The following is a 15,261-nucleotide window of genomic DNA, read 5'->3' on the forward strand; positions in this document are numbered from 1 at the left end:
GTTTCCGGCGCGCCACGGCGGTCCGGGGTAAACCGCATGATCTCGGCGCGCCGGGTGGCCGCCCGGGGTGATCGTCATCTCTGGCGGTTCAGCGTCGATTTTCGCGGCTGGACCGCCAGAGACCGCGATCACCCTAGGCGGGTCACGGTGCGGCAACGCGCGCCCGGCGTGCCCGGGTCGTCTCGGCAGTCTCCGCCCGCGTGACCGACTCCGGGAAAGATCCGGCGAAGCTGTCTAATCGTGCACCCAATAGCCCAATTTGCTTACAAGTCTTGAACACAAGACTGTTGCGGGTGCAAACTACCGAGTGAGCTTCGGTCCAGATCAAGGGAGATCACCATGGCCCTCGCCGGCGACGGCCCCGCAAGCCGCCTTGACGAAGTCACCCCGCACCTCGGACGCACCGTGCTGGTCGCCTCGACCGCGGCGCTGGCCGGCTTCCTGTTCGGCTATGACACAGCGGTGATCAACGGCGCGGTGGAGGCGGTCGGCGAGCATTTCGGGCCCGGGAAGTTCGTGCTGGGGCTCGCGGTGGCCATCGCGCTGCTCGGCGCGGCCGTCGGCGCCTGGTACGCGGGCCGGCTGGCCGACCGCTACGGGCGCATCCGCGTGATGGTCATCGCCGCGGTGTTCTTCCTGGTCAGCGCGCTCGGGTCGGCGTTCGCGTTCACCATCTACGACCTGGCCTTCTGGCGGTTCATCGGCGGCGTCGGGGTGGGCGCGGCCTCGGTGATCGCGCCCGCGTACATCGCGGAGATCTCCCCGGCGCACCTGCGCGGGCGGCTCGGCTCGCTGCAGCAGATGGCCATCGTGGTGGGCATCTTCGCCTCGCTGCTGGTGGACTACGCGCTGGTGTCGGCGTCCGGTTCGGCGGCCAACCCGCTGTGGTTCGGCATCGAGACCTGGCGCTGGATGTTCCTGTCCCTGGCGGTGCCGGCGCTGGTGTACGGCGTGCTGTCGCTGACCATCCCGGAGTCGCCGCGCTACCTGGTCGCCAAGCGGGAGCTGACCCGCGCGGCCGACGTGCTGCGCCGGTTCGTCGGCGGCGACGTTTCGGCGAAGATCAAGGAAATCGCGGCGACCCTGCGCGGCGACGACGACTCCGGGCGGCCCGGCCTGCGGGCGCTGCGCGGCACCGCGCTGGGCGTGGCCCCGATCGTCTGGGTGGGCGTCCTGCTGTCGGTGTTCCAGCAGTTCACCGGCATCAACGTGATCTTCTACTACTCGTCCACGCTGTGGCGCGCGGTCGGCTTCACCGAGCAGGACGCGATGCTCACCAGCGTGATCACCTCGGTGACCAACATCCTCACCACGCTGATCGCCATCGCGCTGGTCGACCGGGTCGGCCGCAAGCCGTTGTTGCTGGTCGGCGCGGCCGGGCAGTTCGTCTGCCTGCTCACCATGGCCGTGGTGTTCGCCACCGCGCCGGTCGTGGACGGCACCCCGCAGCTGGGCGGCGCCGGCCCGGTGGCGCTGATCGCGGCCAACCTCTACGTGGTGTTCTTCGGCTGCTCGTGGGGGCCGGTGGTGTGGGTGATGCTGGGCGAGATGTTCAACAACCGGATCCGGGCCATGGCGCTGGCCGTGGCCGCCGCCGCGCAGTGGCTGGCCAACTTCGTCATCTCCACCACGTTCCCGCCGCTGGCCTCCGCCGGACTGGGCCTTGCATACGGGCTGTATACGCTGTTCGCGCTGCTGGCCGTTGTCTTCGTGATCAAGTTCATCCGCGAGACTAAGGGCAAGGAACTCGAGGAAATGATCTGAAGGGCGACGCGATCATGGGACTGGTCATCGGCGTCGACATCGGCGGGACCAAGGTTGCCGCGGCGGTGGTCGACGAGGACGGCAACATGATCGAGAAGGCTCGCGTGGACACCCCGGCGCAGACCGCGGGCTCGGTGAACGACGCGATCGCCGAGCTGGTCGGCAAGCTGCACGCGCGGCACGAGGTGGACGCCGTGGGCATGGGGGCGCCCGGGTTCGTCGCGGCCGACCGGTCCACGGTGCGGTTCACCCCCAACCTGCCGTGGCGGGCCGAACCGCTAGGCGCGGAGATGTCCGAGCGGTTGGGCCTGCCGGTGGTGGTGGAGAACGACGCCAACTGTGCCGCCTGGGCGGAGATGCGGTTCGGCGCGGCACGCGGCGAACGCAACGTGGTGGTGCTGACCATCGGCACCGGGCTGGGCGGCGGCGTGATCATCGAGGGCCGGTTGCTGCGCGGCGAGTACGGCGTCGCGGCCGAGGTCGGGCACATGAACGTGGTGATCGAGGGCGGGCTGCGCTGCGGCTGCGGCAACCGGGGCTGCTGGGAGATGTACGGCAGCGGGCGCGCGCTGGTCCGCGAGGCGCGCGAGATGGCCCGGATCTCCCCCTCGCTCAGCCTGCGCATGCTGGAGCTGGCCGACGGGGACCCGGAGAAGATCACCGGCCCGGAGGTGACCCAGGCCGCCCGGGAGGGCGACCCGGCCGCGCTGGAGGCGTTCCGGGTGGTCGCCGGGTCCATCGGGTTCGGCGTGGCCGACCTGGCGGCGATCCTGGACCCGGCGGTGTTCGTCATCGGCGGCGGGGTGGCGGCCGCCGGCGAGATGCTGCGCGAGCCGATCGAGCGGGCCTTCCACGAACGGCTCACCGCGCGCGGCCAGCGCCCCACCGCCCGGTTGGTACTGGCCAAACTGGGCGGCGAGGCCGGCATAGTCGGCGCCGCCGACCTAACCCGCCACCCCTAACCCCTCCAAACCTGATTCAGTGCCTTCAGCACCTTGATTCAGTCACTTCTGGCGCCTGAAAGCACTGAATCACCCTGCTGAAAGCACTGAATCAGCCTGCTGAAAGCACTGAATGGGGGCGGTTGACGGGGGGCGGGGGCGGCACGTAGCTTCACCAGTAGGTCAAGAGCGCCAGCGTTAAGCCCCGGCTCGCTGGCCGGCAACCCTCCTACCGCGATGGGGTGCTCCGGGTGACGACCTGGCCGGCGTGGCGATCACGTCCGGCAAGCGCGGACCCCACGCCGTCCGGTTCGGGTCCCTGACCTGAGAGGCCCGACGATGACCCTCGCCCTGTCCCGACCCGGTACCCACGTCGACACCCCGGCACTGCCGTCCGTGGTGGGCGCCGACCTGCCGGTTCCGCTGGTCACGGGCGGCACCGCCCGCTACGCCAACCTGGACTACGCGGCCAGCGCGCCGGCGCTCACCTCGGTCGCCGAGCATGTCGCCGAGGTGCTGCCGTACTACGCCAGCGTGCACCGGGGCGCCGGCTACGCCTCGCAGGTGTGCACCGGGCTGCTCGAGCGCGCGCGGGAGACCGTCGGCGAGTTCCTGGGTGCGCGCCCCGACGACACCGTCGTGTTCACCCGCAACACCACCGACGCGCTGAACCTGCTGGCCCGGGCCGTGCCGGGCACGGTGCTCTCGCTGGACATCGAGCACCACGCCAACCTGCTGCCCTGGCGCTGTCGCGGACACCGCACGCTGCGCGCCGCCGACACCGTGGAGAAGACGCTCACCGACCTGGCCACCGCACTGGCCGTGGAGCCCATCGCGCTGCTCGCGGTGACCGGTGCGTCCAACGTCACGGGCGAGGTGCTGCCACTGCGCCGGGTGGTCGAGCTGGCCCACGCCGCCGGCGCGCGGGTGGTGCTGGACGCCGCCCAGCTGGCCCCGCACCGGCGGGTGTCGCTGGCCGAGACCGGCGTGGACTACCTCGCGCTCTCCGGCCACAAGCTGTACGCGCCCTACGGCGCGGGCGTGCTGGTCGGCCGGCGCGACTGGCTGGACCTGGCGCCCCCGCACCTGCCGGGCGGCGGTGCGGTGCGCACCGTCGGGCCCCGCTCCGAGGTGTGGGCGCCCGCCCCGCACCGGCACGAGGGCGGCACACCGAACCTGCTCGGCGCGGTGGCGCTGGCGCGGGCCTGCCGCGAGCTGGCCCCGGTGCTCGGCGAGGACGGCCCGGCCCGGGAGCACGAGCGCGCGCTGCTGGCCCGGCTGGAGGAAGGCCTTTCGAGCGTTCCCGGGCTGCGCACGCTGCGCATCTGGCCGGAGAGCGAGGACCGGATCGCGGTGCTCAGCTTCGTGCTGGACAACTACCCGGCCGGGTACGTCGCCGCGTACCTCTCCGCCGAGCACGGCATCGGCGTGCGGGACGGCAAGTTCTGCGCCCACCCGCTGCTGCGCCGGCTGTGCGGTGGCGGCGGCGCGTGGAGCGGCGGGGAGGACTCGGCGCTGCGGGCCAGCATCGGCCTGGGCACCACCGCCGAGGACGTGGACCGGCTGGTCGAAGCGGTGCGCGCACTGGTCACCTCCGGCGCCCGCTGGACCTACGCGCAGGCCGACGGCCGCTGGACCCCCACCCCCGACCCCCGCGACCTGGACCCCTTCGCGGTCGGTGTCGCGCCGCTAGCCCCCCGCCCCTGCGGCGAGTAGCCCGGCGAGGGTGTCGGCGGTCTGTTCGCCGGAGCGGATGGCGCCGTCGATGTAGCCGTACCAGCGGGTGGCGGTCTCCGTGCCGGTCCAGTGGATGCGGCCGGTCGGGCGGCGCAGCGCGGGGCCGAGCTGGGTCCACGCCCCGGGCGGGAACAGCGCGGAGTACCCGCCCCGGCTGAACGGCTCGCCGCTCCAGTCCTGCTCCAGGTAGTGCAGCGGTTGCCGGGCCTCCGGCCCGAACAGCCGGGCCAGGCCGTCCAGCGCGGCCGACCGGCGCTCCGCTTCGGGCCGGGCCAGATGGGTGCGCGCGGCGGGTCCCTCCACGAAGCCGACCAGCACGCCGGGCGGGCCGTCCGGCGGCGAGCTGTCCGCGACCGCCGCGATCGGCCCGGCCAGGCTCAGCGCCTGCCCGGAGAGCCCCGCCACCCGCCAGAACGGCGTCGGGTACACCGCTACCGTCTTCACCACGGTGCCCATCGGGAGGCGTTGGAGAAGGGCGTCCCGGTCGGCGGGCAGCGGCGGGTTGTAGTGGATGCGCGCGGCCAGCGTCGGCGGGACGGCCACCACCGCGTACCGGGCGTCCCAGCACCGGCCGGTCCGGCTGGTCACCCGTACGCCCTGGTCGGTTCGGCTGAGCGAGTCGACCGGTTCGGCGAGCCGCACCAGCTCGCCCAGGTCCGCGGCCACCCGCCGCGCCAGCTGGTGGGCGCCCTCGGCCAGGTAGTCCTGCTGTGCGCCGCCCTCGGTGGAGATCACCGCGCGCAGGCCGCCAGCGGCGCGGGCGTAGAACAGCGCGTGCAGCAGGGACAGCTCCTCCGGCTCGGCGGCCCACACCGCCGACGCGGCCAGCCGGAACATCCGCCGCCCGCCCGCGGTCCGGGTGACGCGGTCGATCCAGCCGGCCAGGGTCAGCCCGTCCAGCCGGTCCGCGCGCGGGGTGTTCCACGGCTCGTCCGGGTGCACGGTGGCGGCCAGCCGCTCGAACCGGTGGAGCGCGAACGCCACGTCGAGCGTGGCGGCCGGTCCCAGCCGGGGGATCATGCCCCGCCAGCGCCGCACCCGCCCGGCGGCGGTTTCCATCAGGTGGCTGCCCTGGGTGCGGGTGCGCACCACGCGCAGCCCCAGCTCCGCCGCGAGCGCGTACGCGCGGTCCTGCCCCGGGCCGAGGAACTGGCCACCCAGCTCGACCCGGCAACCGGCGGCCGGCTCGGTGGCGTGCACCCGCCCGCCGACCCGGTTCCGGGCCTCCAACAGCAGGACGGAATGGCCGTGCCGGCGCAGGCCGCGCGCGGCCATCAGGCCGGCGAGCCCGGCGCCGACGACGATGACGTCAGGGGAATTCGAAGGATCTGGCATGGCGGTCTCCCTGGTCCGGGTCCGTGCACGACGGACCCGGCCAGCGCACCCACCTACCGCCACGGCGCTGACCATTTTTGGTGTTGTGCCGGCAAGTGTAGCGGCCGGCGGGAAAAGCAAACATCTGGTGAACTCGCCCACGATGATCGGGTTGATGCCATAACTTGCACACGGTGGACGAAATCCCCTGGGGCACGATTCTGTCGATCGTCGGACTCGTGGTTCCGATCATCGCGTTCGTCTGGGAATTCGGTGTGGCCGGGCGCAAACGCCTGGGCTATCGGGTGCAGATGGATACCTCCGCCCGGGATCTGACCCAATCCGCCGAGGCGGATGCTTTCGCGAAGCTCAAGCTGGAGAACGGACGAGGACTGGACGATCCGTCGTTCGCCCTGCTGCGCATCGAGAACAGCGGCATAAGCAGCATCAGGCCCGGCGACTATGCGGTGCCCGAGGAGCACAAGGTCGGCCTGCACGTGCACTTCCCGGGTCGCCGCGTGGTCGGCATGGCGATCACCGAGTTCAGCACGGAGTCGCTGCGGGACAGCTTCGGAGCGGACTCCGGCCTCCAGCCGAGGGAGATCGTGGAGGGCGACCAGCGGCGCACGACCGGGATCATCGACCTGCCGAAGGTCACGTTGAACCGGCGGGGGCACTACAAGGTGCTGGCCCTGCTGGAGCGGGTCGACGAGGTCGACGACGAGCAGAAGAAACCCCGGGTCATCGGCGCGATCACCGGTGGCGCCGGCACCGGGGACATCATGTTGACCAAGAGCCACACCACCGGTCTGTCCAAACCGATGGCCGCCCTCATCGCCTTCCTTATGCTGGTGAGCGCCGGCCAGCTGGTCTACTCGTTGTTCCTGGAGCCGGCGAGCGCGCCGTTGGACTGCGCGCGGGGCAAGCTCGCGCTGGTCGGCTCCACCGCGTTCGTGCCGGTGCTGCAAGAGGCCGGCCGGCTCTACGCGGCCAGCTGCCCGGGTTCCGACTTCACCATCGACGCCAAGGGCAGCCTGGAGGGTCTCATCACGCTGGAGCAGCGGGGGCGGACCGCCGGCCCGGAGGGGCCGTCGGCACTGACCTTCTCCGACGGGGAGAAGCCGGACCGCTTTCCCCAGTTGTTGCCGCGCCCGGTCGCTTTCTCTCTCTTCACCCTGGTGGTGAACAAGGAAGCCGGTGTGCAGGACCTGAGTCTCGACGAAATAAGGCGACTCTTCAGCGGGCAAATTGCGAATTGGCGTGACGTTGGTGGACGGGATGTGCCGGTGCGCCTGGTCAACCGCCATTCCGATTCGGGCACCCGGCGAACTCTCGAACAGCAGGTGCTGAATGGCAAGTGGGTGCCCGGCGACAACTCGAACGACTGCCGGGAGGCGGGCGCCGGCGCACCGGCCGGGGTGGTCCGTTGTTCCCGGGCTTCCACCGAGGACGTGCTCGACGCGGTGGCCCAGGTGCCGGGAGCGGTCGGTTACAGCGAGCTCGGCATCGCCGCCGGGCGGACGGACGTGCTGCCGGTGCGCATCGACGGGCACGCGGCCACCCTGGAAGGCGCCCTGCACTCGGCCTACCCCTACTGGCAGACCGAGTACGCCTACACCTACGGCGAGCCGAAGGCCGACTCTCTGGCGGCCAGCTTCCTGCGCTATCTGACCAACCAGGTGGGCAAGGACGTGGTGCGTGCGCACGGCCACCGCCCGTGTGCCGAGCTGGGCAACCCGGTGCTCTGCCGGCCCTCCGCGTCGACGACGCCCTAGCGCGATAACGCCTACTAGGGTGTGCGCATGGCTGTGCACCCGCGCGCGGGGACTCCCGCCCAAGCCGAAGACTTGATCGATCTCGAAGCCCTGCTCGCCGCCTATCACGACATCCATCCGGACCCGGAGAACCCGGTCCAGCGGGTGGCGTTCGGCACCTCCGGCCACCGGGGTTCGTCGCTGGCCGGAACGTTCAACGACGACCACATCGCGGCCACCAGCCAGGCCATCTGCGAGTACCGCGCCGGGCAGGGCACCACCGGCCCGCTGTTCCTCGGCCGGGACCCCCACGCGCTGTCCGAGCCGGCCTGGCGCACCGCCGTCGAGGTGTTCGCGGCCAACGGCGTGCGGGTGTTGGTGGAGGGCGGGTTCACGCCCACCCCCGCCGTATCGCTGGCGATCCTGCGGCACCCCGGGTCCGACGGCGTGGTGGTCACCCCTTCGCACAACCCGCCGCCGGACGGCGGCTTCAAGTACAACCCACCCAGCGGTGGCCCCGCCGACACCGACGCCACCGGGTGGATCGCCGACCGGGCCAACGAGCTGCTCCGGGCCGGGCTGGCCGGTGTGCGGCGCACCCCGTTCGAGCGGGCGGCCACCGAGAACTACGACTTCCTCGGCGACTACGTGGCCGCGCTGCCCGCGGTGCTGGACCTGGACGCCGTGCGGGATGTGGGGATCCGCATCGGCGCCGACCCGATGGGCGGCGCATCGGTCGCCTACTGGGGAGCCATCGCGGACCGGCTGGGCCTGGACCTGACCGTGGTCAACCCGGCGACCGACCCCCGATTCGCGTTCATGACGCTGGACTGGGACGGCAAGATCCGGATGGACTGTTCTTCGCCGTACGCGATGGCCTCACTGGTGCGGCGCCGCGCCGAGTTCCAGATCTCCACCGGCAACGACGCCGACTCGGACCGGCACGGCATCGTCACCGCCGACGCCGGCCTGATGAACCCGAACCACTTCCTCGCCGTGGCCATCGACTACCTCTACCGGCACCGGGACGGCTGGTCGGCCGACGCCGGCGTGGGCAAGACGGCGGTCAGCTCGTCGATGATCGACAACGTGGCGCGGGAGCTGGGCCGGCGGCTGGTGGAGGTGCCGGTCGGGTTCAAGTGGTTCGTGCCGGGTCTGCTGAGCGGGGCGATCGGGTTCGGCGGCGAGGAGAGCGCGGGCGCGTCGTTCCTGCGCCGGGACGGCTCGGTGTGGACCACCGACAAGGACGGCATCATCCTGGCCCTGCTGGCCTCGGAGATCACCGCGGTCACCGGCCTGACCCCGTCCCAGCGCTACGCCGAGCTGACCGCGAAGTTCGGAGAGCCGGCCTATGCCCGAACCGACGTGGCCACCACCCGGGAGGCCAAGGCCCGGCTGGCCAAGCTGTCCGGCGGGGACGTGACCGCGACCGAGCTGGCCGGGGAGCCGATCACCGGGAAGCTCACCGAGGCGCCCGGCAACGGCGCCCCGCTGGGCGGGCTGAAGGTGACCACCGCCTCCGGCTGGTTCGCCGCCCGCCCGTCCGGTACCGAGGATGTATACAAGGTGTACGCGGAGAGCTTCCTCGGTCCTGACCACCTGGCCCGGATCCAGGCCGAGGCCCAGGACGTGGTGGCCGGAGCGCTGGCGTGAAGGTCGGCCTGTTGACCCGCGAGTACCCGCCCAACGTGTACGGCGGCGCCGGCGTGCACGTGGACTTCCTGGCCCGTGAGCTGCGTTCCCGGGTGGACCTGGCCGTGCACTGCTGGGGCGAGCGGCGGACCGGCCCGGACGGTGGAGTGCTGGCCACCGGGCACACCCCGGCGGCCGACCTGGCCGGGGCCAACCCGGCGCTGGCCACCCTCGGCATCGACCTGTCCATGGCGGCGGCGGTGGCCGACCGGGACGTGGTGCACAGCCACACCTGGTACGCCAACATGGCCGGTCACCTGGCCAAACTCCTCTACGACATCCCGCACGTGGTCACCACGCACTCGCTGGAGCCGCTGCGGCCGTGGAAGGAGGAGCAGCTGGGCGGCGGCTACCGGGTGTCCCGGTGGGCCGAACGCACCGCGATCGAGGCCGCCGACGCGATCATCGCGGTCAGCCACGGCATGCGCTCGGACATACTCAATGTATACCCGGCGATCGACCCGGGCCGGGTACACATCGTGCCCAACGGGATCGACTCGACGCTCTACGCGTACACCGACGCGCGGGACGCGTGGGTCAAGCACGGCCTGGACCCCGACCGGCCGACCGTGTTGTTCGTCGGCCGGGTGACCAGGCAGAAGGGCGTTCCGCACCTGGTTCGCGCGGCCGCCGCGTTCCGTCCCGAGGCGCAGCTGGTGCTCTGCGCCGGTGAGCCGGACACGCACGAGCTGGGCCTGGAGTTCCGCTCCCTGGTGGACGACCTGCGCGCCAGCCGCGACGGCGTGCACTGGATCCAGCACATGCTGCCGCGCGACGAGGTGATCCAGCTGCTGTCCGGCTCGACGGTGTTCGCCTGCCCCTCGGTCTACGAGCCGCAGGGCATCGTGAACCTGGAGGCGATGGCCTGCGAGACGGCGGTGGTGGCCAGCGACGTCGGCGGCATCCCGGACGTCGTGCGCAACGGCGTCACCGGGCTGCTGGTGCCCTACTCGGAGGCGCACCCCCGCGAGTTCGAGGCGGCGTTCGCCGAGCGGGTGAACGAGCTGCTGGACAACCCGGCGCGGGCCCGCGAGATGGGCCAGGCCGGCCGCGACCGCGTGGTCGCCGAATACGGCTGGAACGCCATAGCCGACCACACCCTAGCCGTCTACGAAGACCTCTAACCCCGATTCAGTCACCCCAGCAGGCCGATTCAGTCACTTCAGCAGGTTGGTTCAGTCACTTCGGCAGGTTGGTTCAGTCACTTCAGCGCACGGGGTCGGCCCTGGCCAGCGGTCGAGCAGCCGGGCGTCGAGGTCGGCCAGGTAGTCGCGGCCGAACGGGCCGTTCTCCAGGGTGTCGTAGAGGTGCGCGGGTAGGTCCTGCTCGACGTCGGCGGCCCGCGAGCCGGCGGCCAGCGCGATGGTGGCCACCGTGTCCACATCGCCTGTATATCCGATGCATACAGAGAGTAGATCGGTTAGCCGGCGCTTACCGCTGAGCGCGGTCAACGCCGCGCGCACACACATCACGCCGAGCGCGTCGACCTTGCCCTGCCAGGGGACGGACCAGTCCTCGGCGCCGTCCAGCCGCTCGGTGATCCAGTGCGCGACCCGCTCGGTGGGGCCGATGCGGTGGTGGCAGTAGTGCACCGCCAGCGCGGCGGCCCGCGCCGACTCGATACCGGCCGGCGTGTCGTGGGTGACCCTGGCCTGGATCTCGGCGAGTCGCAGCACCTCGTCGACGTCCGGGAGCAGGCCGATCGGTCCGGCGCGCATGGCCGCGCCGCTGCGGTCGCTGGCCGGGGCGATCGCGGCACGCAGCTCCGCACCGGTGCGGTTGGCGTCCAGCAGCGCGCGGAACCCCTTGGCGTAGCCGTCGCGCGGGTCCCGGTGGTAGGCGTCGACGAGCCGGTCGGCCAGGTTCTCCGGGGTCCACGGGTCGCCGTCCAGCAACAGCTCGGCGACCGCGAGGGTCAGCTGCGTGTCGTCGGTGTACATGCCCGGCCTGATCCCCCGGTGCCGGGGATGCTGGCGGTACCCGTGCAGCGTGTTGTGTTCCTCGACCTCCTCGCTGGCGGCGAACTCGAAACCCGCGCCGTAGGCGTCCCCGATCGCCAGTTCGACCAACATCAGTGAACCCGCACCTCCACCGCTCGCCCGTCCGGATCGCGGTGCACTCCCTCGGCCAGCCCGGTTCCCTCGGCCGGGCCGCCCGGTTCGAGCTCGAAGCCCAGCCGCAGCGCGCCGGTGGCCCGCTCCGGCGTACCCGGGTAGAGCTCGAGCACCAGGCCGTCCGCGAGGGTGGCCGCGTAGTGCTCCGGTCCGATCCCGTGCTGTTCGCGCACGAACGTGAGGCCGAGCCGGGTGTAGAACTCCCGGCACTCCGTAATGCGCTGTGTATACAGAACCAGCAGCCGAGTGCGCACCACCCGTGCACGGTACCCAGGCGGGCCCCGGAGAATGGGGGAATGAGCAAGCACCTCGGGTTCGGCGTGGACATCGGCGGGAGCGGCATCAAGGGTGCGCCCGTCGATCTGCACAAAGGCGAGTTGGCCGAGGAACGGTTCCGGGTGCCGACCCCCCAGCCGTCCACCCCGGAGGCGGTCGCCGAGGTGGTTCGCGAGGTGCTGGACCACTTCAAGTGGGACGGCGAGTTCGGCTGCACCTTCCCCGCCGTGATCCAGCACGGCATCGTGCGCACGGCCGCCAACGTGGACGACGCCTGGATCGGCGCCGACGGTCACAAGCTGCTCGAGCGGGTCACCGGACGGCGCGCGCTGTTGGTCAACGACGCCGATGCGGCCGGCGTGGCCGAGGTCCGGTTCGGCGCGGCGCACAAGCACAGGGGCGTGGTGCTGGTGTGCACGATCGGCACCGGTATCGGCTCCGCGCTGGTGGTGCACGGCAAGCTGGTGCCGAACACCGAGCTCGGCCACCTGGAGCTGGACGGGCACGACGCCGAGTCGCGCGCGGCCGACTCCGCCCGGGAGCGGGAAGAGCTCTCCTGGGAGGCCTGGGCGGAGCGGCTGACCAGGTACTTCCGCCACGTGGAGGACCTGTTCTGGCCGGACCTGATCGTGCTCGGCGGCGGGGTCAGCAAGAAGGCCGACCGCTGGTTGCCGCTGGTGCGGACGCGCACCGAGATCGTGCCCGCGAAGCTGCGCAACAGCGCCGGCATCGTCGGCGCCGCCGTGCTCGCCGCCGAGCGGGACTGACCCTCAGGGCAGTGGCTCGTCGGCCAGCGGGACGCCCTCGGCGAGCCGGCCGAGCACGGCGTCCATGGCCTCGATGTAGGAGCTGCCGGGCGGGTGGTCGGCGATCGCCTGGGCGGCCAGCCGGGCGCCGCAGATGAGCCCGGCGAACAGGCGGACGTCCAGTTCCTCCGGTGACCGGCCGAGCCGTTCGGCCAGCCCCCGGGATATCTCCACCACGCCGAACTGGGCCTGTCGCGCATTGCGCAGCTCGGGCACCGTGCGGCCCAGTTCCATGCGCAGCTCTTCCAGCTCGCGCTTCTCCGGGGTGAGCGACTCGAACGCCTCGCGCAGCGCCGCCCGCATGGCGACCAGCAGCGGCGTGCCGGACGGCTGGGCGGCGAACGCGCGTTCCATCAGCGGGTCCACGTCGTCGTAGAAGACGACCTCTTCCTTGCTCGGGAAGTACCGGAAGAACGTCGCCCTCGAGACCTCGGCGGCGGCGGCGATCTGGTCCACCGTGGTTTCCGCGTAGCCCTGCTCGCGGAACAGCCGCAGCGCGTGCCGCTGCAGGTCGGCGCGGGTGCGGGCCTTCTTCCGCTCGCGCAGTCCGGCCATGGGTAGAGGCTAGCATCTGAGACTGAGATGATATTGAGACTGGGTCTCATACGCGCGCTATGCTGGGTTCCATGAGCGGACAGGTGTTGGTGATCGGGGCCGGGCCGACCGGCCTGACGGCTGCATGCGTGTTGTCCAGCTGGGGTATACACGTGCGCGTGGTGGACGCCGCCGAGGCGCCGTTCGCCGGATCTCGGGGCAAGGGCATGCAGCCCCGAACGCTGGAGATACTCGACAACCTCGGGGTGAGCGGCCGCCTGATCGCCACCGGTCGGTCGCGGCTGCTCGCGCGGCATTACCACCCGGACGGCAGTTTCCAGCTGGTGGACCTCAACGAGGGGGCCGAGCCCGGCCCGGACAGCCCCTACGGCCGCTCGTTGATCATTCCGCAGTGGCGGACGGAGCAGGTGCTGCGCGAGCGGCTGGCTTCGCACGGCGTGGAGGTGGAGTGGGGCCGGGGCGTCACGGAGCTGGAGCAGGACCAGGCCGGCGTGGTGGCCCGGTTCGCCGACGGCACCGAGGCCCGCGCCGACTACGCGATCGGCTGTGACGGCGGGTCCAGTACGGTGCGCCGGCTGCTCGGCGTGCCCTTCCTCGGCGAGACCACGGAGAGCGTGCGGATGCTGGTCGGGGACGTGGAGCTGGAGGGGCTGGACCGCGACCACTGGCACATCTGGCTGGGCGAGAACTTCCGGGGCGTGGCGCTCTGCCCGTTGCCCGCCACGGACACCTTCCAGTTCCAGGCGCCGCTGCCGCCCGGGCAGCCGGACGAGCCGAGCCTGGCGAACTGCCAGCGGATCGTCGACGACGTGATCGGCCCCGGCCGGGTGCGGCTGCGCCGGGCGACCTGGCTGTCCAAGTGGCGGCTGAACGTCCGGATGGTGGACCGGTACCGGGTGGGCCGGGTGTTTCTGGCCGGCGACGCGGCGCACGTGCACTCGCCGGCCGGCGGGCAGGGCCTGAACACCGGTGTGCAGGATGCGGCCAACCTGGGCTGGAAGCTGGCGCACGTGCTGGCCGGCGCTCCCGAGTCACTACTGGACACGTACCAGGCCGAGCGGCTGCCGGTGGCCGCCGGCGTGCTGGGCCTGTCCAACCGGCTGATGGACAAGGTGCCCGGCGCGCGCCCCGCCGCCGACCGGACCGAGGCGTTGCAGCTCGGCGTGAGCTACCGGGGCGGGCCGCTGGCCCCGCCCGTCGACGCCGATGGCCCGAACCCGGGAGACCGCGCGCCGGACGCGCTCTGCCGGACCGCGACCGGTGAGCCGGTGCGGTTGTTCGAGCTGTTCCGGGGACCGCACTGGACGCTGCTCGACTTCGGCCATCCCGAGCACACCCTTGGTATACCGACTGCATACATCGGCCGGGACGTGATTGACCACGAAGGGCACGCGCGGCGGGCGTACGCGGCGCGGGACGGCGAGCTGGTCCTGGTCCGCCCGGACGGCTACATCGGCACCCGGTCACTCGACGCGGCGGAGATCGCCGGGTACCTCGGCGCGGCGGGCGCCGGCGTGGTCAACTCGGCGGGAACGGACAGCGACCAGCGAAGGGTGCGGGCATGATCGACGAACTGACGGCGAGCACGGTGACGATCACCGGGCACGGCGGCGACGAGATCGAGGCCTACCTGGCCCGGCCGTCCGGCGAGCAGCCGCGCGGCGGGGTGGTGGTGATCCACCACATGCCCGGCTACGACCGGGAGACCAAGGAGATCGTGCGCCGGTTCGCGGCGGAGGGGTTCGACGCCCTGTGCCCGAACCTGTACCACCGGGAGGCGCCCGGCGCCGCCCCGGACGACGCGGCGGCCACCGCGCGTGCGGCCGGTGGGGTGCCGGACGAACGGCTGGTCGGTGACGTGGCCGGCGCGGCGGACCACCTGCGCGGGCTGACCGGCGCCAACGGCAAGATCGGCGTGATCGGCTACTGCTCCGGCGGCCGGCACACCTTCCTCGCCGCCTGCTCGCTCCAGGTGGACGCGGCGGTGGACTGCTACGGCGCATTCGTGGTGGAGGACCCGCCGGAGGGCATGCCGCCCACCATGCAGCCGATCCTGCACCTGGCGCCGAACCTGAGCTGCCCGCTGCTCGGGCTGTTCGGCGCGGAGGACCGGTTCCCCTCGCCCGAGTCGGTGGCGGCACTGGACGCCGAGCTGACCCGGTTGGGCAAGCCGCACGAGTTCCACAGCTACGACGAAGCCGGCCACTCCTTCTTCTCCGTGGACCGCCCCGCCTACCGCCCGGCGGCCGCGGTGGACGGTTGGTCACACATCCTGGCCTTCTTCCGCACCAACCTGGGGGCCTGAAGC

General features: G+C 71.9%; 13 protein-coding genes and 1 riboswitch. Of the genes, 9 read left to right on the forward strand and 4 right to left on the reverse strand.

Annotation, left to right across the window (positions count from 1 at the left end; genetic code table 11):
• Positions 1-339 precede the first annotated feature (339 nt).
• The 3 genes from ABEB12_RS02555 (at position 340) to ABEB12_RS02565 (ending at position 4,421) form a co-directional block, all read left to right on the forward strand.
• Positions 340-1,764: a sugar porter family MFS transporter gene (locus ABEB12_RS02555; RefSeq protein ID WP_185058754.1), complete on the forward strand. Its 1,425-nt coding sequence runs from the start codon at positions 340-342 to the stop codon at positions 1,762-1,764.
• A gap of 14 nt (positions 1,765-1,778) precedes the next feature.
• Complete coding sequence (locus ABEB12_RS02560) at positions 1,779-2,726, forward strand: ROK family glucokinase (protein WP_185058755.1); 948 nt, start codon at positions 1,779-1,781, stop codon at positions 2,724-2,726.
• A 160-nt stretch (positions 2,727-2,886) separates the two neighbouring features.
• A riboswitch (SAM riboswitch) is annotated at positions 2,887-3,002 on the forward strand.
• A 42-nt stretch (positions 3,003-3,044) separates the two neighbouring features.
• Positions 3,045-4,421 carry an aminotransferase class V-fold PLP-dependent enzyme gene (locus ABEB12_RS02565; protein WP_185058756.1) on the forward strand — a complete coding sequence of 459 codons (1,377 nt, stop codon included), beginning with the start codon at positions 3,045-3,047 and terminating at the stop codon, positions 4,419-4,421.
• Here ABEB12_RS02565 and ABEB12_RS02570 read toward each other — a convergent pair.
• A complete protein-coding gene (locus tag ABEB12_RS02570) occupies positions 4,395-5,777 on the reverse strand; it encodes an FAD-dependent oxidoreductase (protein WP_185058757.1) in 1,383 nt (460 codons plus the stop codon). The genes ABEB12_RS02565 and ABEB12_RS02570 overlap by 27 nt on opposite strands.
• Before the next feature lie 173 nt (positions 5,778-5,950).
• Between ABEB12_RS02570 and ABEB12_RS02575 the strand changes: the two genes are divergently transcribed.
• The 3 genes from ABEB12_RS02575 to glgA are packed head-to-tail and all read left to right on the forward strand — an operon-like array spanning position 5,951 to position 10,326.
• On the forward strand, positions 5,951-7,531 hold the full coding sequence (locus ABEB12_RS02575; protein ID WP_185058758.1) for a substrate-binding domain-containing protein: 1,581 nt from the start codon (positions 5,951-5,953) through the stop codon (positions 7,529-7,531).
• Between the two features lie 27 nt (positions 7,532-7,558).
• Entirely contained in the window at positions 7,559-9,163 is a 1,605-nt protein-coding gene (gene pgm, locus ABEB12_RS02580; RefSeq protein WP_185058759.1) for a phosphoglucomutase (alpha-D-glucose-1,6-bisphosphate-dependent), read from the forward strand.
• Entirely contained in the window at positions 9,160-10,326 is a 1,167-nt protein-coding gene (gene glgA, locus ABEB12_RS02585; protein WP_185058760.1) for a glycogen synthase, read from the forward strand. The genes pgm and glgA overlap by 4 nt, the downstream gene beginning before the upstream one ends.
• Before the next feature lie 51 nt (positions 10,327-10,377).
• On the opposite strand, the gene ABEB12_RS02590 is transcribed toward glgA, so the two are convergent.
• Positions 10,378-11,274, reverse strand: coding sequence for an ADP-ribosylglycohydrolase family protein (locus ABEB12_RS02590; protein ID WP_185058761.1), 897 nt, complete (start codon positions 11,272-11,274; stop codon positions 10,378-10,380).
• Positions 11,274-11,573, reverse strand: coding sequence for a VOC family protein (locus ABEB12_RS02595; RefSeq protein WP_345702498.1), 300 nt, complete (start codon positions 11,571-11,573; stop codon positions 11,274-11,276). The genes ABEB12_RS02590 and ABEB12_RS02595 overlap by 1 nt, the downstream gene beginning before the upstream one ends.
• 39 nt (positions 11,574-11,612) lie before the next feature.
• On the opposite strand from ABEB12_RS02595, the gene ppgK reads away from it, so the two are divergent.
• Complete coding sequence (gene ppgK / locus ABEB12_RS02600) at positions 11,613-12,359, forward strand: polyphosphate--glucose phosphotransferase (protein ID WP_185058762.1); 747 nt, start codon at positions 11,613-11,615, stop codon at positions 12,357-12,359.
• 3 nt (positions 12,360-12,362) lie between these two features.
• Here the strand turns inward: ppgK and ABEB12_RS02605 are convergent, their stop codons facing one another.
• Positions 12,363-12,953 carry a TetR family transcriptional regulator gene (locus ABEB12_RS02605; protein ID WP_185058763.1) on the reverse strand — a complete coding sequence of 197 codons (591 nt, stop codon included), beginning with the start codon at positions 12,951-12,953 and terminating at the stop codon, positions 12,363-12,365.
• Between the two features lie 71 nt (positions 12,954-13,024).
• Here ABEB12_RS02605 and ABEB12_RS02610 point away from each other — a divergent pair, with 71 nt between their 5' ends.
• Positions 13,025-14,518, forward strand: a complete 1,494-nt coding sequence (locus ABEB12_RS02610; protein ID WP_185058764.1) for an FAD-dependent monooxygenase — start codon at positions 13,025-13,027, stop codon at positions 14,516-14,518.
• Positions 14,515-15,258 (forward strand): dienelactone hydrolase family protein, encoded by a 744-nt coding sequence (locus ABEB12_RS02615; RefSeq protein WP_185058765.1) that lies wholly within the window; start codon positions 14,515-14,517, stop codon positions 15,256-15,258. The genes ABEB12_RS02610 and ABEB12_RS02615 overlap by 4 nt, the downstream gene beginning before the upstream one ends.
• The last annotated feature ends 3 nt before the right edge of the window (positions 15,259-15,261 follow it).

Source organism: Actinospineispora eucalypti, from assembly GCF_039543365.1.
GTDB classification, from domain to species: Bacteria; Actinomycetota; Actinomycetes; order Mycobacteriales; family Pseudonocardiaceae; genus Pseudonocardia; species Pseudonocardia eucalypti.

Excerpts from the sequence above, each read along its gene's own strand:
- ABEB12_RS02555 (WP_185058754.1), top strand. The coding sequence starts at position 340 with ATGGCCCTCGCCGGCGACGGCCCCGCAAGCCGCCTTGACGAAGTCACC.
- ABEB12_RS02560 (WP_185058755.1), top strand. The coding sequence starts at position 1,779 with ATGGGACTGGTCATCGGCGTCGACATCGGCGGGACCAAGGTTGCCGCG.
- ABEB12_RS02565 (WP_185058756.1), top strand. The coding sequence starts at position 3,045 with ATGACCCTCGCCCTGTCCCGACCCGGTACCCACGTCGACACCCCGGCA.
- ABEB12_RS02570 (WP_185058757.1), bottom strand. The coding sequence starts at position 5,777 with ATGCCAGATCCTTCGAATTCCCCTGACGTCATCGTCGTCGGCGCCGGG.
- pgm (WP_185058759.1), top strand. The coding sequence starts at position 7,559 with ATGGCTGTGCACCCGCGCGCGGGGACTCCCGCCCAAGCCGAAGACTTG.
- ABEB12_RS02590 (WP_185058761.1), bottom strand. The coding sequence starts at position 11,274 with ATGTTGGTCGAACTGGCGATCGGGGACGCCTACGGCGCGGGTTTCGAG.
- ppgK (WP_185058762.1), top strand. The coding sequence starts at position 11,613 with ATGAGCAAGCACCTCGGGTTCGGCGTGGACATCGGCGGGAGCGGCATC.
- ABEB12_RS02605 (WP_185058763.1), bottom strand. The coding sequence starts at position 12,953 with ATGGCCGGACTGCGCGAGCGGAAGAAGGCCCGCACCCGCGCCGACCTG.
- ABEB12_RS02610 (WP_185058764.1), top strand. The coding sequence starts at position 13,025 with ATGAGCGGACAGGTGTTGGTGATCGGGGCCGGGCCGACCGGCCTGACG.
- ABEB12_RS02615 (WP_185058765.1), top strand. The coding sequence starts at position 14,515 with ATGATCGACGAACTGACGGCGAGCACGGTGACGATCACCGGGCACGGC.